The sequence below is a fragment of the Limnothrix sp. FACHB-1083 genome (assembly GCF_014696485.1).
Taxonomy (GTDB): Bacteria; Cyanobacteriota; Cyanobacteriia; order CACIAM-69d; family CACIAM-69d; genus CACIAM-69d.
This window is the reverse complement of record NZ_JACJQD010000024.1, coordinates 1-21,027: the sequence shown is the minus strand read 5'-3', so window position 1 is coordinate 21,027 and position 21,027 is coordinate 1. Positions and strand designations below refer to the sequence as shown.

The 21,027-nt window shown below is 57.7% G+C and carries 21 protein-coding genes and 1 riboswitch; of the genes, 11 read left to right on the top strand and 10 right to left on the bottom strand.

Features of this window, described 5'->3' with window-relative positions:
- A partial coding sequence (locus H6F46_RS18710) for a transposase (RefSeq protein ID WP_242027764.1) occupies positions 1-286 on the top strand: 286 nt, incomplete at its 5' end.
- On the opposite strand, the gene H6F46_RS18705 is transcribed toward H6F46_RS18710, so the two are convergent.
- Positions 240-782: a GNAT family N-acetyltransferase gene (locus tag H6F46_RS18705; protein ID WP_242028033.1), complete on the bottom strand. Its 543-nt coding sequence runs from the start codon at positions 780-782 to the stop codon at positions 240-242. The genes H6F46_RS18710 and H6F46_RS18705 overlap by 47 nt on opposite strands.
- Positions 783-792: 10 nt before the next feature.
- Between H6F46_RS18705 and H6F46_RS18700 the strand changes: the two genes are divergently transcribed.
- Positions 793-987 (top strand): hypothetical protein, encoded by a 195-nt coding sequence (locus H6F46_RS18700; protein ID WP_190356250.1) that lies wholly within the window; start codon positions 793-795, stop codon positions 985-987.
- Positions 988-1,020: 33 nt separating this feature from the next.
- Here the strand turns inward: H6F46_RS18700 and H6F46_RS18695 are convergent, their stop codons facing one another.
- From H6F46_RS18695 to H6F46_RS18685, 3 genes are all read right to left on the bottom strand, one after another.
- On the bottom strand, positions 1,021-1,491 hold the full coding sequence (locus H6F46_RS18695; protein ID WP_370567200.1) for a 4Fe-4S domain-containing protein: 471 nt from the start codon (positions 1,489-1,491) through the stop codon (positions 1,021-1,023).
- A 265-nt stretch (positions 1,492-1,756) separates the two neighbouring features.
- Complete coding sequence (locus H6F46_RS18690; RefSeq protein ID WP_099532397.1) at positions 1,757-2,143, bottom strand: DUF1257 domain-containing protein; 387 nt, start codon at positions 2,141-2,143, stop codon at positions 1,757-1,759.
- Positions 2,144-2,270: 127 nt separating this feature from the next.
- Positions 2,271-2,483, bottom strand: a complete 213-nt coding sequence (locus H6F46_RS18685; protein ID WP_099532398.1) for a DUF2997 domain-containing protein — start codon at positions 2,481-2,483, stop codon at positions 2,271-2,273.
- A gap of 682 nt (positions 2,484-3,165) precedes the next feature.
- On the opposite strand from H6F46_RS18685, the gene H6F46_RS18680 reads away from it, so the two are divergent.
- The 3 genes from H6F46_RS18680 to H6F46_RS18670 all read left to right on the top strand — a co-directional run bounded on the left by H6F46_RS18680 (position 3,166) and on the right by H6F46_RS18670 (position 5,977).
- A complete protein-coding gene (locus H6F46_RS18680; RefSeq protein WP_190356249.1) occupies positions 3,166-4,170 on the top strand; it encodes a saccharopine dehydrogenase-like oxidoreductase in 1,005 nt (334 codons plus the stop codon).
- 226 nt (positions 4,171-4,396) lie between these two features.
- Entirely contained in the window at positions 4,397-5,359 is a 963-nt protein-coding gene (locus H6F46_RS18675) for an ABC transporter permease (RefSeq protein WP_190356246.1), read from the top strand.
- Positions 5,360-5,431: 72 nt separating this feature from the next.
- Entirely contained in the window at positions 5,432-5,977 is a 546-nt protein-coding gene (locus H6F46_RS18670) for a DUF456 domain-containing protein (protein WP_190356245.1), read from the top strand.
- A gap of 18 nt (positions 5,978-5,995) precedes the next feature.
- Here H6F46_RS18670 and cobW read toward each other — a convergent pair whose 3' ends face one another.
- The 5 genes from cobW to argB form a co-directional block, all read right to left on the bottom strand.
- Positions 5,996-7,078 (bottom strand): cobalamin biosynthesis protein CobW, encoded by a 1,083-nt coding sequence (gene cobW / locus H6F46_RS18665; protein ID WP_190356244.1) that lies wholly within the window; start codon positions 7,076-7,078, stop codon positions 5,996-5,998.
- A 47-nt stretch (positions 7,079-7,125) separates the two neighbouring features.
- Complete coding sequence (locus H6F46_RS18660) at positions 7,126-7,767, bottom strand: HupE/UreJ family protein (protein ID WP_099532402.1); 642 nt, start codon at positions 7,765-7,767, stop codon at positions 7,126-7,128.
- Positions 7,768-7,847: 80 nt separating this feature from the next.
- On the bottom strand, positions 7,848-8,408 hold the full coding sequence (locus H6F46_RS18655) for a DUF1636 domain-containing protein (protein ID WP_347278361.1): 561 nt from the start codon (positions 8,406-8,408) through the stop codon (positions 7,848-7,850).
- Between the two features lie 22 nt (positions 8,409-8,430).
- A riboswitch (cobalamin riboswitch) is annotated at positions 8,431-8,572 on the bottom strand.
- Between the two features lie 165 nt (positions 8,573-8,737).
- Complete coding sequence (locus H6F46_RS18650) at positions 8,738-9,835, bottom strand: Gfo/Idh/MocA family protein (protein ID WP_190356243.1); 1,098 nt, start codon at positions 9,833-9,835, stop codon at positions 8,738-8,740.
- A gap of 150 nt (positions 9,836-9,985) precedes the next feature.
- Positions 9,986-10,885 carry an acetylglutamate kinase gene (argB, locus tag H6F46_RS18645; RefSeq protein ID WP_099532406.1) on the bottom strand — a complete coding sequence of 300 codons (900 nt, stop codon included), beginning with the start codon at positions 10,883-10,885 and terminating at the stop codon, positions 9,986-9,988.
- A 300-nt stretch (positions 10,886-11,185) separates the two neighbouring features.
- On the opposite strand from argB, the gene H6F46_RS18640 reads away from it, so the two are divergent.
- Positions 11,186-11,674, top strand: a complete 489-nt coding sequence (locus H6F46_RS18640) for a hypothetical protein (RefSeq protein ID WP_190356242.1) — start codon at positions 11,186-11,188, stop codon at positions 11,672-11,674.
- Positions 11,675-11,705: 31 nt separating this feature from the next.
- Here H6F46_RS18640 and H6F46_RS18635 read toward each other — a convergent pair whose 3' ends face one another.
- On the bottom strand, positions 11,706-12,467 hold the full coding sequence (locus H6F46_RS18635) for a Tfp pilus assembly protein FimT/FimU (protein WP_190356241.1): 762 nt from the start codon (positions 12,465-12,467) through the stop codon (positions 11,706-11,708).
- A 184-nt stretch (positions 12,468-12,651) separates the two neighbouring features.
- On the opposite strand from H6F46_RS18635, the gene recQ reads away from it, so the two are divergent.
- From recQ to H6F46_RS18610, 5 genes are all read left to right on the top strand, one after another.
- Positions 12,652-14,898 (top strand): DNA helicase RecQ, encoded by a 2,247-nt coding sequence (gene recQ / locus H6F46_RS18630; RefSeq protein WP_190356240.1) that lies wholly within the window; start codon positions 12,652-12,654, stop codon positions 14,896-14,898.
- Positions 14,899-15,211: 313 nt separating this feature from the next.
- A complete protein-coding gene (gene hsdR, locus H6F46_RS18625) occupies positions 15,212-18,598 on the top strand; it encodes a type I restriction-modification system endonuclease (protein WP_190356239.1) in 3,387 nt (1,128 codons plus the stop codon).
- 105 nt (positions 18,599-18,703) lie between these two features.
- The gene (locus H6F46_RS18620) at positions 18,704-20,161 is read left to right on the top strand and encodes an N-6 DNA methylase (RefSeq protein ID WP_190356238.1); all 1,458 of its coding nucleotides are present in this window, start codon (positions 18,704-18,706) and stop codon (positions 20,159-20,161) included.
- 34 nt (positions 20,162-20,195) lie between these two features.
- The gene (locus H6F46_RS18615; RefSeq protein ID WP_190356237.1) at positions 20,196-20,501 is read left to right on the top strand and encodes a nucleotidyltransferase family protein; all 306 of its coding nucleotides are present in this window, start codon (positions 20,196-20,198) and stop codon (positions 20,499-20,501) included.
- Positions 20,494-20,844, top strand: coding sequence for a DUF86 domain-containing protein (locus H6F46_RS18610; RefSeq protein ID WP_190356236.1), 351 nt, complete (start codon positions 20,494-20,496; stop codon positions 20,842-20,844). The genes H6F46_RS18615 and H6F46_RS18610 overlap by 8 nt, the downstream gene beginning before the upstream one ends.
- Positions 20,845-21,027: the final 183 nt, after the last annotated feature.

Below are 21,027 nucleotides of genomic sequence, written 5' to 3'. Positions count from 1 at the left end.
AGAGATTGGAGAACTGTATCGAAAGCGCTGGCAGATTGAGTTGCTATGGAAGTTCTTAAAGATGCATTTAAAATTAGATCAGCTCATTACGAAAAATCAAAATGGCGTAGCAATACAGATCTACATGGTCTTAATTGCTTATGCCATCTTGCAGTTAATAGAATTGCCGCAATTCTATAGTCAGACGCTACTAGATAAATTGCGATATTTGCAAGTTGTACTCGGTCGCTATGGCTCAATCAGTCATTGGAGCTATGATTTACTGCCAGAAACTCTTGTTGCCTAGAATATGAAGTTTTGTGTTTAGATTCAACACTTCTGGGGTTGAGCGCCTTAACCATCTTGTAATTCACAAAACTTTCGCCTCGAACACTTACGGTCTGGGGAGAGAGCATAATAAAGCCCATCGCTTCAAAAAAAGGGCGCGCTGTGATGCTGGATTCAACTTGCAATTGTTGAAGGGAACGATCGAGTGCTTCAGTTTCTAAAGCCTGGTAAAGCTGCCGACCCAAACCACAGCGTTGATAGTTTTTGTGGCAGTAGAAGCAATCAATGTGGCCATCGGGTTCCAATTCACAGAAACCCGCGATCAGGTCGCGATCGGGTACTGACCGATCTTCAGCCACGATTGTCCAGCGGGTTTGGCTGCGTTCAGCCCAGTTACGAAACGACAAATCATCCGGGGCCCAAGCTTTCACCTGCGAGAGGCTGTAGTCACGGCTGTTAATTTCTCGCACAGTATCGTGAAAAAGTCGGGCAATTGCCGCTGCGTCGCTGGGCAAGCCAGGGCGAATGACGATCGACTCAGGGCGATCGTCATTCGCCCTGGGAGGATCCGCCTGCGATCGATCGGCCCTGGGTTCATTCACTCGCGGTTCAGGAACCATAGCTTCGGGAAACAAGAGCTTCGGAAAACGGGGTCAGCCCGTGGGTCAGGGGCGATCGACCATTAAATCGTGGACTCAGGCTTGTGATGGTGGGTTGTAATCGTCGGTTGTAATGGTGGGTTGCAATCGTTGATCAACCCTGTTCCGATCGCCGTTTTCTGGCCGCTTCCTTGCGACGACGCAAATTAGCCGCAATCACGGATTTATCGATCGGGAAGCCGGCTGTGGGAATTTCTTGATAGCGCCGTTCTTCTTCAAGGCGCTTCAGCTCCGCAAAGGGAACCCAATGGATGCAGTTCACCGGGCAGGTGTCGATCGCCTCTTGGATCAATTCCTCGGGGTCACCGTCTTGGCGAATGGCTCGGGCCCGGCCATATTCCAGCTCAATGTAAAAGGTGTTGCGGGCCACGTGGGCGCAGTTCTTGCAGCCAATGCAGGTAATTTCGTCCACATACACGCCTTTTTGGCGCACCAGGCCGCCTAGCTCCGGCTCCAATCCGGTGCGATCGCCCAGGCCACGCAATGCACCGCCCAGTTCTGGCGCAAACCCGGGGCCCGCGTCATTGTTGACCCCCAGGTCGGTGGATCCCATTGCGGATCCCATTGCGGATTCCATTGCGGATTCCATTGGTGCTTGTGGTTCCTGATCCATGGTTTTTTCTGCCTCTAGTGGCATAGCAAGCCGACAATCGGAAAAAACAAATCGGGGCAAGTTCCGAGTTTGGACTCTGAGAACCTGCCCCGATCGCAAGCGAGAAAATCTGGCGAGATCGCCACTGCTTTGGGCAAAGCCAGCGCTAGACAATGGAGACGACGCGGCCGGTTGAGTCGTTGCGCAGAAAGGATCAAAGCCTCTCCCTTAACGAACCTTAACCATTCCAGCGTTGCAACACCAGACGGATCGATCCGTCCTCATTCTTGACCTGCTCGGCCACTTGGAAGCCCTGTTCAGCACCGCTGTTGATCACGGTGTGGAAGGCATAGCGCTGGGTCACTTGCTTCAGGAACCGATCGACCGAGCCGTTCAGTTGCCAAAATTGCATATCGGTCACCAGGGCATATTCCTGACCGTTCCAGGCAAAGCCGATGTCGTAGCCGTTGGGCTGTTCGATCGCCACGTCGGCGGTTTCCGTTTGCCCCTGGTAACCACGCACGGTGGCGGGGCCTTCTTTCCAATCCATGCCCAGATCCGTCAGGGCGGCTTTCAGGGAAGTCAGGTTGCGAAGTTGCGTTTTGATTTGGCTAAAGTGCGACATGGTGGTTTTCGTTAACAGCGATCTGAACGGGTTGAACGATGCAGACCCCCCGGAGCAAGCGCGGCTGAAATTTTTAAAGCGCCGCTCCCGAATGGCTCGAAAGCTGCGCCTTAGAAATCCCAGAGTGCTACCACTCGCTGAAGGTTGTTTGGGCTTCGATCGAGGCCTCGCGATCCGCTTGGGCCCGAGCAAAGTTTTCGGAAGTTACCTCGCGGCTAATGACCCGCCCCAGTTGTGCTTCGATGGCGGCGGTCACTTCGGCACAGGAGGCCCCGATGATACCGGTGACTTTCTCCTGTACCCGACCATCGGGGTAAATGATGAATTCCAGGGTTTCCATGCAGGGTTTCCAGACTAGGCGGCCAACAGGCGGTCTCAAGGCCTTTGCACAAGTTCCCAAGCGGGATAACTCGTACAGATGTTTGAGCACTGACTCGGGCGATCGCTCCGCAACGGGGAACCCAACGGAGGAGTTCCGGGCCGCGAAAAGCGCCAACCGAGCAAACCATGGTCTTTTTAGAATCGGGATTTCACCGAGTTACCGAGGGTCTGAAATATCGATCGAGAGTCGATCGATTCGGATCATCCAAAAAACGATCCATTTCGAGACGCTTCTTGACAATTGTTTAAATTGAATAGGAGCGCTGACTTTGCCTTTTTGATAGTGTGGCGTAACTTCCGATCGCAGTCAAGGGACGCATTGGCAAGGGTTTGGGGCAATCGATCGGCCATTGAGCGCTCACCATTTATCGCTCGAAAGTATTGTCAGCTACCGGTTTGGGCAACCCACCGCCCAGGCAATCTCGATCGAAACCCGCCGAGTCCGGGCAGGTGGCCGGGTGATCGCGATTGCTGAGATTTACCGATCACTGCAATGATTGGGGGTTATCTTTTTCCAGCGTTTTCCCGCACTGAGAATTTGTTGGAATCTGTATTGTGGGAATTTGTTGGAAGTTGATTGACCCGTTCAGTTTGGGGATTCCGTTATGAGTCATTCGGTTGTGGACTTGGCATCGGCGCAAATGGTGAATTCGGACAAGACCGGCGCAATTCGGGTTGGGGTGATGGGCTTTGGCGGTTTGGGCCAAGCGGCGGCGCGGGTGCTGGCTCCCAAGCGCGAAATGCTGTTGGTGGCAGCGGTCGATCGCGATGGCTTTGCCTACAGCCCCGAAGGGCTAGATCCCGATCGGGCGATCGCCACCTACCGCGATCGGGGTTCCGTGGGCCATCTGCCCGGCGGCTCCCTCAGCCCCACCAGCATCATCGAGGCGATCGAAGCCGCCAAGGGTAACGTCGATGGCTTCTTCCTGGCCCTGCCCAACCTGCCCAACACCTTCATGGCCGAGGTTGTCGAACAAATCATCGCCTCCGGTTGGCGCGGCGTGTTGGTGGATGCCCTCAAACGCACCAGCGCCATGGAACAGATCCTGGCCCTGGGCGATCGGCTCGCCAACGCTGGCATCACCTATCTCACCGGTTGCGGAGCCACCCCCGGCCTGTTGACCGCCGCCGCCACGATCGCCGCCCAAAGCTACGCCGAAGTTCACAGCGTCAAAATTACCTTCGGAGTCGGCATCGCCAACTGGGAAGCCTACCGCGCCACCATCCGCGAAGACATCGCCCACATGCCCGGTTATGACACCGAGCGGGCCCGCCTGATGACCGATGCGGAAGTCGAAGCCCTGCTCGACACCACCAACGGCATCCTATCCTTGGAAAACATGGAACATGCCGATGATCTGATGCTGGAGCTGGCGGGCATTTGCAGCCGCGATCGGGTCACCGTCGGTGGTGTGGTGGATACGCGCAACGCCAAGAAACCCCTCAGCACCAATGTGCAAGTGACGGGCCGCACCTTCGAGGGCAAAATCTCCACCCACACCTTCACCCTCGGCGACGAAACCAGCATGGCCGCCAACGTTTGCGGCCCCGCCTTTGGTTACCTGAAGGCCGGCGTTTCCCTGCAACGGCGCGGGCAATTTGGCCTGTTCACCGCCGCTGAAATCATGCCCCAATTTGTCCGTTAAGGCCGATCTGGTCAAGCGAGACCCGCCCAAAGCGATCTGCACGGCGGGTCTCGCTGGCTACGGGGCGATCGGCTCCAAGGGCCTATCATCGGTCTGAATTCTGAACTTTGAACTCTGAACTTTGAACGTTGGTCAATACCCTGATCAATCGTTCAATTCAGTCATTCAATTCAGGCATTCGATTCAATCACTCGATCCATCAGCCGGGTCAATCGCGACTAAACCCATGGGGCGCTACTTCCTCGGACGAATTGGGGTGGCAATTCCAACGCTGCTCGCCATCAGTTTGATTATTTTTGGCATCCTGGCCCTGGCCCCCGGCGACCCCTTGGGTGAATTTGCCGCCAACGGGGCCCTCTCCCCCGAGGTGCGATCGCAAATTCGCGCCTCCCTGGGGCTGGATCAACCCGTTCACATCCGCTATGTCAAGTGGCTGCTGTCCCTGCTACGGGGCGACTTAGGCTACTCCTTCGTGAGTCGAGTGCCCGTTTTGGAATTGATTGGCCAACGGTTACCCACCACCCTAGCCGTGGTGGGGGTCGCCTATGGATTCAGCGCCCTCATTGCCCTACCGTTGGGGCTAATTGCTGCCCTCAAGCGCCATGGCTGGGTTGATCGCACGGCAACGCTCATTTCCTTCATTGGCTTTTCTTTGCCGCCCTTTTTCACGGGCTTGCTGGTGATTTTGCTGTTCAGTGTGCAACTGCGCTGGCTGCCCTTTATCTATGACAGCAACCTGCAAGTGGTGGATTTCGCTAGCCTGGGAGAGCAGATCAAGCAGTCCATTATGCCGATCGGGGTGTTGGCCCTGTTTCAAACGGCCGGCCTGATGCGGTTCACCCGTGCTTCGGTGCTGGAACAGGTCTATCAGGGCTATGTGCGCACGGCTCGGGCAAAGGGACTGCCGGAATGGATCGTGGTGGGGCGGCATATTTTGCGCAATGCCTTGATTCCCGTGGTGACGTTGGTGGCGCTCGATGTGCCAGCGGTGTTCACAGGGGCGATCGTGACGGAGCAGGTGTTCCGTGTGCCGGGCATTGGCTCTTTGCTGGTGGACTCCATCCAGCGCAACGATACGCCCGTGGTGATGGCGATCGCGTTTATCTATGCGATTTTGATTGTGCTGTTCAATCTAATTGCGGATGGCCTCTACGGAGTTTTGGATCCGAGGGTGCGGCTCGATCGCTAGCCCGTTGTCATCCCAACCCGATTAACTCGCCCAAATTCGCCAACCAACTCGCAGCTCAATTCGCAACTCAACATGGACGGGCAGACAGGTCAGACAATTTTGTATTTGGGCTTAATCGCCATGGCCTTGGTGGGCGTTTTGGGATCCTTCATCCCCGCCATTCCGGGGCCCAGTTTGGTGGTGTTGGCCGTGGTGATTTGGGGAGCCGTCAAGGGCTGGGCCCTGGTGACCACGGCCCTGTGGGTGTCGATCGCCGTGTTGGTCTTGAGCCTGTTAATCGACAACCTGGCGGGCATCATTGGCGCACAAAAGGCCGGAGCCAGCCAGTGGGGGCAAATTGGCTCGATCGTGGGGTTGCTATTGGGGTTCTTTGGCCTGTTGCCGGCCCTCCCGATCGGAGGGCCCTTGGCAGGCATTTTGTTGGGGCCGGTGTTGGGGGCTGTGGTGGGGGAAATGCTCTACCGGCGTACCATACCACTCGTGCCCCGCTTCAAAGTTTCCCTAAAGGCGGCTTTGGGCATCCTGTTGGGATCCATCATTGGCAACGTGATTCAAGGACTGTTGGCCCTGATGGCGGCGATCGTGTTTGTGGGCACGACCTGGAATCAGGCGATGTAACTTTCCCCGAGCCTGAACTTATCCAATAGCCGCCGCGATCGCCGATCGATCCAAATCGCGACCAATGATCACCAATTGGGTCGATCGCACTTCATCGGGCCGCCAGGGGCGATCGAAGAAGGTCTCGAACCGCGGCCCCACCCCTTGCACCACCAGGCGCATTGGCTTGCCAGCCACATCGGCAAATCCCTTGATGCGGTAGATTTCCCACTCCTGAACCAGCCGCTCTAGGCGTTGCACCAGGGCGCGAGGCTCCACAGTTCCGAAGGTGAGGGCGATCGCGCTGATGTCGTCGTCGTGGTCATGGTCATGGTCGTGATCATGCTCATCGTCATGATCGTGGTCATGGTGGTGATGGTCGTGGTGGCTGGGGCGATCGGCTAGGTTATCTTCCACCGCCGCATTGAAGCCCAACAGCAGTTCCGGCGCGATCGCCCCCCGCTGGCAACGGACAATCTTCACCCCGGGTCGCAACTCCTGCTTCAGCCAGGCTTCCACCCGGGCCACATCCTCTGGGGCCACTTGATCGCACTTGGTCAACAACACCAAATCAGCACAGGCGAGCTGGTCTTCAAACAATTCCTCGATCGGGGTTTCGTGCTCCAGGCTGTCATCGGCGGCCCGTTGCTCCAATAACGCGGCCACATCGCCCACCACCCGACCAGCGGCCAGGGCTTCGCAGTCCACCGTGGCAATCACGCCATCGACCGTCGCCCCCGTGCGGATCTCCGGCCAGCGAAAGGCCTGCACCAACGGCTTGGGCAGCGCCAGCCCCGAAGTTTCAATCACAATGCAATCGATATCTTCCCGGCGATCAAGCAACTGTTGCATCGTCGGCAAAAATTCCTCTTGCACCGTGCAGCACAAGCAACCATTGGTCAGCTCAATCACGTTGCTGGGGCCGTTATTGGGGCCAGTCGCCTCCTCTTCATCACAGACGTGGCACGATCGCAGCAAGTCCCCATCAATCCCCACTTCGCCAAACTCATTCACCAGCACGGCAATCCGGCGGCCTTGGGGATTTTGCAACAAATGGCGCAGCAGCGTAGTTTTGCCCGCGCCCAAAAAGCCGGTGACAACGGTAACGGGAATTTTGTGCATGGTTATTGGTGTTGAATTCAGTCCTTGAACTCCAGTCCCGAGCAGCCCTAAGCGCCCAAGGCCGAGGCTAAGAATGCCGCGCCCGCACCCACAATGGCAAAGCCGATGTAGCGCAGGGTTTGGGCGATCGAGCCTTCCGCCAACTGTTGCACCAACCCCCGCACCCCGAGAGCGATCGTGAGCTGAATGGCCGTGAACCCAACCAGATAGGCCGTGAGGGGAACCATGCCTGCCCCCACGATCGATTCACCGTAGGCATAACCATGAAACAGGCCAGCCACCAGGGCGATCGCCCCCAAGGCCACCGTCGGCAGTTGGCGGCCCATGGCCAGCAACAACCCAAACAGCACCACCGAACCGGAAACCATTAGCTCCGGGAAGGGTAAATCCCAACTTTGCAGGTGCAGCCCCGTGCCGCCGAGGGCCGCCGCCGCAAAGACCACAGGCACAATCCACCCTCGGGCCGCCCCGATCGCCACCAAGCCGGAAGCCGCCACAAAGGCCAAGTGATCCAAGCCGATCACCGGGTGAGCCAAACCGGACATGAATCCTTCAAAGCCGTTGCTGGGCACTTGACCGCCCATCATGTGGTGTGCCGATGCGGGCAGAGCAGCCAACAGCAGGGCCAAACCGGTCACAGCGCCAGCAAAACAACCTTGAACCGATGCCAATGTTTTGGTTTGTCGCATGGGTAATTTCTCCAAGCCCTAGTGGGCGGATGGGATGAATATGGGATGGATGCAAAGTTCTGAGGAATGAGCAACGGCCCCTAGGCAATCGGAACCGTGGTGGGGGGAATGCGGGCCAAAACGCCGTTTTTCAGGGGTTCCGGCCGCTCACCCCAGGCCAAAAGACCATCGGGGCGATTGACATAAAGATCGGCACAGGCGGCGATCGCCTCCACGGTCTGATCCAGGTGGGCCGGATCGTGGGGCAAATCCCCAAACAGATAGCTGTGTTTACCGGGGGCCGCAAAGGCCACCACACAGGCATGGCTACAGGCGCTCATGCATTGGGTGGGAGTCAGGGCGATCGCCCCATGCGCCTCATCCGCGAAACGGCTTTGCAGGCGATCGAGCAGTTGCTCACCGCCACTGATGCCCACGCGCTTGCCGTTTTGCCAAGTGCTGGCACAGGTGGTGCAAACCAACAGGGCCATGGGCACGGTGGCGGGTTGGTCGGCTGATTGGGTCAAGGCGGCCGAGGTGACCCCATTTGTTGGCGCTGGGCTGGTTTTCCCGGAGCCAGCTTGGCTGGAAACGACGGATGGGGATGCGGAATGGGCCGCGAGCGTTTCGCCCGTCGGTGACAAAAGTTGTGAGGACTCCACAGTCCGAACCTCGCAGAAGTGGAAGGGGTAAACATCGCGCGGCGGGCATCCTGACTCAGGGCGATCGCCCATCACAGTTGCGGGACAGCGCCGGACTTGCACCGGACTTTCCCCGTTACCTCTGGTGGCTGGTCTCCACCAGAACCGCAGTTGAATCACGAGCTGGTTGCCCAGCGGCTGGCTACGGAACGCCAAATGGTTTGGCTGTGGCCGCCGTCGATCGAGCTGGGCCGATTCATCCCAAGAGCATAGTTCAGATCGAAGATATTTCAACAGGGGTCGATCGCCACCCCGGTTCGCAAGGGGCAACTTTGGCGGGCTTGGGGCCATTAAGCATCGGGAACCGTCACCCATTGCCCCCGATCGTGGGACTCGTGGGCCAAGTCCATTAGCTGCTGAGACACAATCCCCTCCTGGAGGGATGGGGCGATCACTTGGCCTTGATCGATCGCCTGCACCCAGCGATCGACCACCCGCAACACGGCCGCCATCCGCCCATCGGGATAGGTTTGGGGAAACGCCAGACGATCGGGAACGGGCAATTCTTGCAACGGCTCGCCTGCGGGTGCATACCAGAGCTTGAACCCGTGGATATAGTCCGCTTGGTTGTCGCTGCCCAAAATCAGCGTGCCCCGATCGCCATAGACTTCCACCCAATGGCCGCGCCCTTGGTAGGTTGTGGAGCTTAAACAGACCTGAACCGGCGTGCCATCGGTCAGCTCCAGCAAGATTTGGCAAATATCATCGGAATCCACCGGTTTCAGTTGGCCGCTGCTGGGGTCGGGTCGGGCGGGCACGGAGGTGACCAAATGGGCAAACAACCGCCGCACGGGACCAAACAGCCAATGGATGTAGTCAAAGGTATGTGACCCGATCGCCCCGAGGGCCCCGCCACCGCTCGATCGCTGGGCATACCAATTCCAAGACCGGCTGGCATCGGCCCGGCTGGAAGCCATCCAATCGATTTTGATCAGTCGCTTTTGGCCCACGCGATCGTCCGCCAGCAGTTCCGCCAAATATTGCCAAGCCGGAACCATCCGAAACTCAAAATCCACCGCCACGATCGCCCCCGTTTTTGCAGCCAAACGCTCCAGGGCGATCGCCTCTTGCACCGTCATGGTCACCGGCTTCTCCAGCAGCACATGCTTCCCGGCCGCCAGGGCCGTTTGGGCCATGGTGTAGTGCAAAAAGGGCGGCGTAGAAATCATCACCGCCTGCACCTCCGGCAGGGCCACCATTTCCTCAAAACTATCGAAGGCATAGGGGAGCTGATGCCGTTGGGCGATCGCCTGGGCCGTTTGAATTTGGCGATGGTACAGGGCGATCGGGCGAGTGCGATGGTGCTGCTGCAACACCGGCAGATGGATTTTTTGGCCAAACCCCGTACCGGCGATCGCCACGCCCAGGGTGCTTGTGGAATAGGTCATGATTGCTCGAAACAGTTCAGAACGGTTCAGATTGCTTCAGGGAACTGTAGCAATACCCATACTAGACAAGGGGCCGCAGCCCCTTGTCCCCCACGATCTCATGGCCGCGGGATCAGGGTTATGAAGAACCGCACCCGTCCCCTAAGGCGTTCAAGACTTCATCAGATCGGAGGCCACAATCATGGTTCCAATCCCCGCGTCCGTAAAAATTTCCAGCAAAAGGGCGTGGGGAATGCGGCCATCAATAATGTGAGCCGCTCGCACCCCCTGAGCCAGCGATCGAACACAACAGTTCACCTTGGGAATCATGCCGCCGCCAACAATGCCTTGGGAAATTAGCTCCCGGGCCCCTTGAATATCCACCTTGGGGATCAGGGTCGAAGGATCTTTATAGTCCCGCAGCACCCCGGCCGTATCCGTCAGCAGAATCATCTTCTCGGCTCCCAGGGCTGCCGCCAACTCCCCGGCCACCGTGTCCGCATTGATGTTGTAGGCTTGGCCGTCCGCATCGGCCGCCACGCTGGAAATCACAGGAATATAGCCATTGTTCAACATCGGTTCCAACACATCGATGTTGATGCTGTTGACTTCGCCCACAAAGCCAATTTCCTGGCGGTTGCCCTTTTGGCGAGCGGTGACCAAGTTGCCGTCTTTGCCACAAAGCCCGATCGCCATGCCACCGGCCTGGTTAATCAGCGAGACCAGTTCCTTATTCACACGGCCCACCAACACCATTTCCACCACATCCATGGTGTCGGAGTCGGTCACCCGCAGCCCGTCGCGGAATTGTGGCTCGATGTTGAGTTTGCCCAGCCAGTTGTTAATTTCGGGCCCGCCCCCATGCACCACCACCGGACGTAATCCCACACAGGACATGAACACAACATCACGAATCACCTTGTCCTTGAGGCGATCGTCTTTCATGGCTGCGCCGCCATATTTCACCACCACCGTGCGCCCGGCAAACTGCTGAATGTAGGGCAGGGCTTCGCTGAGAACGCGCACCCGGGTGGCTTCGGCTTTGCTGATGTATTCGCTTTCGTGATCCATGGTCAGTCAGTGGCTCTGAGGGTTTGTTGGGGGAGGTTAGGAGTGACCGGTTGGTGGCGGCCGGGTGAGGGTTGCCCATGTTGTTTTTCATTCACCCCTTGGCCGCTGCCCGTGGGTCAATCCGATGAGGGGCCCGCTTCGGTTGCATGATACGAGGCAGGCGATCGGATCGTGGTGACCAGACGCACTGAAATTGCTGTGTGGTTTTCTTGAGAACTGGGCTGAGATTGCATCGATCGGGCTAAAACCGTAACAGAGGCTACGTAATCGTCTGGGCGCTCGGCGGTTGCTTCTCGATCGATGGGTAAATACATACATTGGACTTTGGGGCTGATCACCATTCTGGTGGGAGTTGTGCGAGTGGCCACCGTTGGCTGGGAAGTCCAGCCTGCTTTGGCGGGTGGCTCCTCCAGCCTGGCCGAGTGGCAATCGTTAATTGAGCAGTCTGAGAAATTACGCGAGGAAGTGGCGATCGCGCTGCGGGTCGTGAGCCGGGCCCCGGAGGAGGTGTTTTGTGTGGGGGCCCGCATTGGCCACCCGATCGAGTCCTTGAGTGGCTTTCGGATCACACCGGTCACCTGTCGGTTCGGCAATTGGATGCTGGAGTTAGAGGCGGACAATTTGGCTGTGCAGACCGATGGCACAGTGTTGCCCGTGGAGCAATTGCTCGATCGCCCGGTGGCGGAACGGGCTCGGTTCACCACACTGCGGTTTCGGCTTCAGCGTTGGCGTTGGTATCCCGTGGCTCCTGAGCTGGGCCAGGGCGTGAGCGAAAAAGCGAAGAACTAAACCAGCAGCCCGCGAGCCAACCACCCGCGAGTTAGCGCAAGCAGGCCCGATCGCGATCGCCCCGCAACGCACCCAGGAGGGTTGACACAAACACGCAACTCCGGCGGCTATCCACCCGATCGCGCAGTTGAAAGGTGATGCGGCCCAGTTGCCCATTCACCCAGCCGCTGCCTTGGAATTGCATTCGGTAAACGCCACTGCGCGATCGCAGGGTGCTGTTATCCACATCGATCGCCACACCGATCGTGCCCGTGGCCTCCGCCAGCAGAGGTTCCCATCGAGCGTTGTCACAAAAACCTGTTCGAGCGGGCTGCACCGCCAACTCGACCGATCGTCCCGTATCCCGAAAACACAGTTCCCAAATCCGGCGGTTTTGGCGGGCCCGAGCTTGGGCAATTCGCAACGTCCGAAAGGCCGCATCCTGGGCTTGGCTGAGGCGTTGATTATCGGCAAAAGATAGCCAAACGGGCGCGGCGATCGCGCTGAGGATGCCCACCATCGCCGCCACAATCAGCAATTCCAGCAGCGTAAATCCCGCCGCTGAGTCACCCGCCATCAAGCGATTTGAAATCAAACAGCCTGAAATTGAGTGAGAAGCCTTCTGGGTTTGATGACCCGATCGCCCATCACCCAAAGTCACGGAACCAGCAACCGATCCAGAACCCAGATCTTCACCCACAATACGCACAACCACAGAGCCAGCCGCCAATCCTGAAACCGGATCATCAACGGGCCGCAGCCCAGATGTGCAGGATCGTCGCACAAGCCACCGCCACACAAAGGAAGAGTTCATGACCGGATGTAGATCAGCCCATCGGTGATTATTTTGACATCAGCGGGGTATATTTTCTGGCTTATGGCAGGTCGTACTTGAACCCCGGCCCCGGATCGATCGCCCATCCCCAGCGAGATCGGTATGGACTGCCGTTTTGGGCTAAATTCAGCAAGGAATTGCACGGCGAGTGGCGGCAAGGCACATGATCGGGGTTGGTCAGACAACAAACCAAACGGCGGGGCAACCTACCACAACGCCCGATCGGGTCACCGATCCCAACCTTGATCAGGCCCTCAAGCAGTACTTTGGCTATCGCAGCTTTCGGCCCGGCCAGCGGGACATTGTGGAAGCGGCGATCGCGCGGCGTGATCAACTGGTCGTGATTCCCACGGGCGGCGGCAAATCCCTCTGCTTCCAACTGCCCGCCCTGTTGCAACCCGGCCTGACCGTGGTGGTGTCGCCGCTGATTGCCCTGATGCAAGACCAGGTGGCCGCCCTGCGCGATAACGGGATTTCCGCCACTTTTCTGAACAGCAGTTTGGGCGTGGCCGAGTTGCGATCGCGCGAATTGGAACTGCTGAACAACGTTTATAAATTGGTCTACGTTGCGCCCGAACGGTTGATGACCGAAGGGTTTTTGCCCCTAATCGATCGGATCCACCAGACGATCGGCTTGGCGCAATTCGCGATCGATGAAGCCCATTGCGTCTCCGAGTGGGGCCACGACTTCCGCCCGGAATATCGGCAACTCTGGAGCCTGCGCGATCGCTATCCCAACGTGCCCTTCATGGCTCTGACCGCCACGGCCACCGATCGCGTCCGCCAAGACATCGTGCATCAGTTGCAGTTGCGCGATCCACGGATCCACATCGCCAGCTTCAACCGCCCCAACCTTTACTACGAAGTGCGGCCCAAGGATCGCAACACCTATCCCGAACTGTTGCGGCTGTTGCGCACCACCGATGGCTCCGCGATCGTCTATTGCTTCAGTCGCAAACGGGTAGACGAGCTGACCCGCAAGCTACAAATGGACGGCATCGAAGCGCTCGCCTACCACGCGGGCATGGACAACGAGAGCCGCGCCGACAACCAAACCCGCTTTATTCGCGACGATGTGCGGGTGATGGTGGCGACGATCGCCTTTGGCATGGGCATCAACAAGCCCGATGTGCGGCTGGTGGTGCATTACGACCTACCCCGCAACCTGGAAGGCTATTACCAAGAGTCGGGCCGCGCCGGCCGTGATGGCGACCCCGCCCGCTGCATCCTCTACTTCGGCACGGGCGACATTCGCAGCATTGAATATTTGATTGGCCAAAAGCCCGACCCCAACGAACAGCGGATCGCTCAACAGCAACTGCGCCAGACGATCGACTATGCCGAAAGCACCGTTTGCCGCCGCACGATCCAACTGGGCTATTTTGGCGAAGCCTTTCCCGGCAACTGCAATGGCTGCGACAATTGCCGCGATCCCAAACCCCTGGAAGATTGGACGATTCCGGCCCAAAAATTCCTCTCCTGCGTGGCCCGAGTGCGGGAGCGGTTCGGCACGCAATACATCATCGACGTGTTGCGCGGCTCCAAAAGCGAAAAGATTTTGCGCAATAACCACCAGGAACTCTCGACCTACGGCATTGGCAAGGATCGGACGGCGGAACAGTGGCAATTGCTGGCGCGATCGCTCCGGCATGAAGGCTTGGTCGATGAAACCACCGATGGCTATCGAGTTTTGCGGTTAAACGCCCTCAGTTGGGAAGTATTGCGCAAACAGCGGGAAGTTTGGGTCGCCGTGCCCCCGCAGCGGCGCGATCGCCCCACCAGCAATACCGAAGACCTGGCCCCCGAAGAACAACCCCTGTTCGATCGGTTGCGGCAACTGCGCAAACAACTGGCCGACGAGCAAAACGTGCCGCCCTACGTGGTCTTCACCGATGCCAGCCTGCGGGCCATGGCCAAGCTGCGGCCCCTGGATTTGGCGCAGTTCGCCGATGTGCCCGGAGTCGGTCGCCGCAAACTGGAGCAATACGGCCAAACCTTCACGGCGGCGATCGGGGCCTATTGCCAGGAATTCAACCTGGACTCACCGGCCAAGGCGATCGACCAGCGGATCAGCGATCGCACCAGCCGCGCCGTCAGCACCACCATCTACAGCACCTGGGAACTCTACCAACAGGGCCAGCGCCTGGCGGACATCGCCGAAGCCCGCAACCTACGCACCACCACGATCGTCACCCACATCGAAGAGCTGATCCGCAAGGGCTACGCGATCAACATCGATGATTTTGTGGCTCCCGAGATCCAGCAAGAAATTATCCGGGCGATCGACCATTGCGGGGCCCAGCGACTCACGGAAATCTACGACTTCTTGCAACAGCGCTACACCTACGCCGACATCCGCCTAGTCCGCGCCGCCTGGGAAGCCGAAACCGCGAATGAACTCGCCCATTAAGGCATGTGATCAAATGAAGCTGGATTGAAGCTGAAACGACTAATTTTCCCAGCGCAGCCACCCTAGACAAGGGGCTTAAGCCCCTTGCCCCCAAGCTTTGGCAACGATGGAATGAGGGTTTCGGGGATTCGATGACAGTTCCTAGCGATCCGAAATTTTGATGGAAACCCCGAGCTAGATTCCGGCCTGAATGAATTGCACTCACCGGAGTGGCCAGCGTTAAAAAATGCCACACTCTAAAAGGATCATGAGTTTGTGATTGAAGGGTGAGCTGCCAAAACGCCTGAATCATATCCATCACCCAAGGCAGACTATGGCGGGAGAATCGGCAAATTTCGGCTTTTTGCGAGCACATGACGCGCAGCTTGTGCGGCTGGGGGCCTTGGCAGAACGGTACTTTCAGGATGACCCCAACACCTGTTTGATCAAGTTGCGGCAGTTTGCGGAGCGCTTGGCTCAACTCACGGCCGCGCGATCGGGTCTGTTTGGGTCGATCGAGGAGTCCCAAGTGGATTTGCTCCGGCGGTTGCAACTGGAGCGGCTGATTCCTCGGGAAGTGGAAGAGCTATTTCACCGGATTCGGCGGGCGGGCAATCAGGCAAATCATGCCTACACCGGCAGCCATCAGGAGGCGCTGAATCTGCTGAAGCTGGCCCGGGAGTTGGGTGTTTGGTTCCATCGCACCTTTGGGGCCGATCGCGCGTTCAAGCCGGGGCCCTTTGCGCCGCCGCCCGATCCGGTGGCGGGAAATGCCGAATTGCGTGCGGAACTCGATCGCCTGCGGGCCGCCCTCGCCGCCAGCCACAGCGAAGCCGAACGGGCCCGGTTGGCGGCCGAAGCGCAGGCCCAAGCTGTCCTGAGCGCCGAGGAGCGGGCCCAGCAAGCCGCGGCCGATCGGGCCCTATGGGAGCAGTTAGCGATCGAATCTGACCAAGATCGATCGGCCCTGGCGGCCCAACTCGCCGACCTCCAGGCTGTGGCCCAGAAGCTACCGAGCCAACAAACCGCCCAGATTATTTCCCTGGCCGATCGGGCGGCGGCGCAACTGGACTTGGACGAAGCGGCCACCCGATCGCTTATTGACCAGCAGTTACGGGATGCGGGCTGGCTGGCCGACAGTGAAACCCTGAACTTTGCCCAGGGAACCCGCCCCACCAAGGGCCAAAACCTGGCGATCGCCGAGTGGCCCTGTGGGCGCGGCCGGGCTGACTATGCCCTTTTCATTGGCACAAGCTGCGTGGGTGTGATTGAAGCCAAGCGCAAACGCAAGAACGTTTCCGCCGCCATTGACCAAGCCGAGCGCTACGCCAAAGGCATTCGATCGGGCAACGGTTGGGGCTTGTTTGGGGATGGGCCCTGGGGTGAATTTCATGTGCCCTTGGCCTTTGCCACCAATGGGCGGCCCTACCTGAAACAGTTAGAAACCGAAAGCGGCATTTGGATGCGGGATCTGCGGAGATCGACCCATCGCCGCCGGGTCTTGACCGCTTGGCCCAACCCCGAGGAACTGAAGGCCGACTTGGCGATCGACCGGGCGGCGGCCGATGCCACCCTGAAAACCCTGGCGTTTCCGGCGGGTCTGGCTCTGCGGCCTTACCAAGAACAGGCGATCGGGGCGATCGAACAGGCCCTGGCCCAGGATCAGCGGGCCATGTTGGTGGCCATGGCCACCGGAACCGGTAAAACCCGCCTGGCGATCGCCCTGCTCTATCGGCTGCTGAGTGCCAAACGGTTTCGGCGTATCTGCTTTGTGGTCGATCGCAGCGCCCTGGGTCAGCAGTCCGAAGATGCCTTCCGCACCACCAAAATGGTCAGCGCCAAGGCCTTTGCCGACATTTTTGGGCTGCAAGGCCTGGGCAACATCACCCCCGATCCCGAAACCAAAGTGCATATCTGCACGATTCAGGGACTGGTGAAACGGGTGCTCTACGCCAGCGATCGGGCGGCTATTCCCCCCATTAATCAATACGATTTGCTTGTGATTGATGAATGCCATCGGGGCTATTTGCTCGATCGGGAACTCTCCGATGGGGAATTGAGTTTCCGCAACCAAGAAGATTACGTTTCCAAATACCGGCGGGTTCTGGAGCACTTTGATGCGGTCAAAATCGGTCTGACCGCCACGCCAGCCCTGCACACCACGCAAATTTTTGGGGAACCGATTTTCAAATATTCCTATCGAACGGCGGTGATTGATGGCTACTTAATCGACCATGAACCACCGATTCAAATCACCACAGAACTGAGCCAAAACGGGATTCAGTTTGCGGCCGGCGAGCCGATCGAACGGTTTAACACCACCACCGGCACGATCGACCTGGCCCAAACCGCCGATGATCTCAGCTTTGACGTGGAGCAATTCAACAAAAAGGTGATTACCGTCGCCTTTAACCAAGTGGTGGCCGCAGAATTAGCCCGCCAAATTGATCCCAGTTTGCCCGGGAAAACTCTGATTTTTGCGGTGAACGATGCCCATGCGGATTTGGTCGTGGAACAGGTCAAGGCAGCCCTAGAAGATCAGTATGGCGAGATTGAAGATGCCGCCGTGCGCAAAATTACCGGCAGCGTCGATCGCGTGGGGGAGTTGATTCGATCGTACCGTAACGATACCCTGCCCAAAATTGCCGTTACGGTGGATCTGCTCACCACCGGCATTGACATTCCCAGCATCACCAATTTGGTCTTTCTGCGACGGGTAAATAGCCGGATTTTGTATGAACAAATGCTGGGCCGCGCCACCCGCCAATGCGCGGAAATTGGGAAAGAAACCTTCCGCATTTTTGACGCGGTGGATCTCTACCGCCAACTGCAAACCCTCACGGATATGAAACCTGTGGTGGTGAATCCGACGATTACCCTGGAGCAGCTCTTTGACGAGCTGGCCCAAGGGGACAACGAACCCCACCGGGCGATCATTCGTGATCAGATCATCGTCAAGTTGCGGCAAAAAGCGCGGCGACTGGCCGAGGCCGCCCAAACCGCCTACGAAGCCCAGAGCGGGGAAACGCCCGCCGCCACCTTGGAACGGTTCCGCACCGCGCCCCTGGCGGAGTTGGCCGCGTGGGTGCGCGATCGCCCCGGGTTGGGGCCGATTTTGGATTGGAACCCGGAGGCGGGCCAGGGCCAATGGCTGCCGATTTCCCATCATCCCGATCGGGTGATTGCTGTGACGCGGGGCTATGGCCAGGGCCAAAAACCCGCCGACTTTCTCGATAGCTTTGCGGCCTACATTCGCGACAACCGCAACGAGTTGGCGGCGCTGACGGTGGTGCTCCAGCGGCCCCGGGAGCTGACCCGGGCCCAGTTGCGGGAGTTGCAACTAGAGCTTGATCGGCAGGGTTATTCAACCACCAGCTTGCAGCAGGCCTGGCGCGACACCAAAAACGAGGATATTGCCGCCTCGATCATTGGGTTCATTCGCCAAGCGGCCTTGGGCGATCCGTTAATTCCCTATGATCAGCGGGTCAAAAACGCGATCCAGCGGGTCATGGCCCAACGCAATTGGACGGATCCCCAGCGGCGTTGGCTGGCCAGGATTGGGGAACAGATGGCGCGAGAATTTGTGGTTGATCGCACCGCCTTTGACCAAGAACCCTTTCGCAAAGATGGGGGATTTACCCGTTTGAACCGGATCTTTGAGGGGCAACTGGAAACCCTCGTGGGCGACATTGCCGAAGAACTCTGGCGCGATCGGGCGTGATTCAGCGCCGCCCGCCGCACCCCCGACAGACCCGCAACCCCGTTACAGACAAGGGGCTTAAGCCCCTTGCCCCCCGACTGAGTGACCCCGCAAGCAAGAGCCACCATGAGCAACAGCCCCAAAACCGGTGATATTGTCGCGAAACTGTGGAACCAGTGCAACATCCTAAAAGATGATGGCGTTAGCTATAACGAATACGTTACCGAACTGACCTATTTGCTGTTTCTGAAAATGTTGGCGGAAACGGGCGAAGAGGGGCGGCTACCGGCGGACTATCGCTGGGGCCAACTGTTGCAGCGGGTGGGTCTGGAGCAGTTGGATTTTTATAGACGGTTGTTGTTGGATTTGGGCGATGCAACCAAAGTCAAAGACCCGGTGATTTTGGCGATCTTTACCGATGCCCAAACCCGGCTGCGAGAGCCTGCCAATTTGCAATTGATGATTCAATACATTGATCGCCTCGATTGGTTTGAAGCCTGTGAAGAAGGCCTGGGCAACCTTTACGAAGGCCTGCTCGAAAAAAACGCCGCTGAGAAGAAATCGGGAGCCGGTCAATATTTCACGCCGCGTCCCTTGATCGATTGCATTGTGCGGTTGGTGCAACCCCAAGCGGGCGAAATTATCCAAGATCCGGCGGCGGGCACGGGCGGTTTTTTGGTGGCGGCGGATCACTACATCAAGCAGCAAACCAACGACCTGTACGCCCTCGGTGAAGTCCAAGCGACCTTTCAGCGCCAGGAGGCCTATCGCGGTCTTGAACTGGTGCCGGACACCCACCGGCTGTGTTTAATGAACCTGCTGTTGCACGGGATTGAAAAGGCGGTGGACTGTGGCGATAGTCTGTCGCCCGATGGGGAAGGGCTGGGCAAGGCGGATCTGATTTTGACGAATCCGCCCTTTGGCACGAAAAAAGGCGGCGGCCGACCGACCCGATCGGACTTTTCGATCACGGCGGACACGTCGAACAAGCAACTTGCCTTCGTAGAGCATATCTATCGGGCGCTGAAGCCGGGCGGCAGGGCGGCGGCGGTGGTTCCCGACAATGTGCTTTTTGAGGACAACACGGGGCGGCGACTGCGGCAACAACTGATGGAGCTATGCGATTTGCATACGATTTTGCGGTTGCCGACGGGGATTTTCTATGCCCAGGGTGTGAAAACGAATGTGCTGTTTTTCACGCGGGGGCAGACCGATCGCGCCAACACCCAGGCGGTTTGGGTCTACGATTTGCGGGCGAATATGGAGAGCTTTGGCAAAACCCGTCAGCTTACGTTGGCGGATTTTGCGGAGTTTGAGGCGGCCTTTGGCTCTGACCCATTGGGCCGATCGCCCCGTCAGGATCAGGGCGAGGAGGGGCGGTTTCGCTGTTTTTCGCGGGCGCAAATTGCCGATCGCCAGGACAATTTGGATCTGAGTTGGCTGCGGGACACGAGCAACGACCCGGAGGACGACCTAACGGAACCGGAGGACATCGCCGAGGCGATCACAGATCATTTAAGCAAGGCGCTGGTGGAAATTTCGGCGCTGATGGCGGCGCTACCCACGGAGGGCGCGGGGAAATGATTGCAGAATTTCAGCTTGGCCAAGGAGGATTTCTATGGTGGTTTCTAAAGCGATGATTATTCATTGTTTACGAGAGCAGTTGCATTATCTTCGTCAGCGGTTTTACGTCAAAAAAATTTCACTTTTTGGCTCCTTTGCTACGGAAACAGCAACTATAACCAGTGATGTGGATCTGGTGGTTGAGTTTGAGCAGCCGATCGGGTTGCGGTTTGTGGAGTTGTGCGACTATTTGGAAGCGTGTTTGGGTCGAAAAGTCGATGTTTTGACGATGGCGGGTGTGGCGGCTATTCGAGATCGATCGGTGGCTGAAGCGATTCTGCGGAGCTTGGTGGATGTCTAAGCGGGGCGATCGAGAGCGACTAATGGATATACTGGAGGCAATAGATCGAGCGATTACCTATACGGCTAATATGAGTTATGAAGACTTCCTAGGAGATGCCAAGACACAGGATGCCACGATTCGTGCTTTGGAGATTTTGGGGGAAGCGAGTAAAGAAGTTTCGGAGCCAATTAAAGCTCAATATCCGACAATTCCTTGGAGAAGCATTGCAGGACAGCGCGATAAGTTAATTCATCATTACTTTGGTGTCAACCTGGATATTGTTTGGGAAACCATAACGTTAGATTTGCCCAATTTTCGGTTACAAATCAATCAAGTTTTGATGCGATTTTCAGAAGTCTGAGTTTCAAATTGGGTTGAAGTCCAAAGCAGAGGTTATTGAGTGGTTTAGATTTCCCTGCAGAAGTGTTGAATGACAGATTCAGGTTATAAAAAAGGGGTAAGAAGATGTAATTCTTACCCCAAACAATCAAAAAGTAATACACCAATGTTACGCTCATTCTCTCAAATCGTCAAACCTATTCTC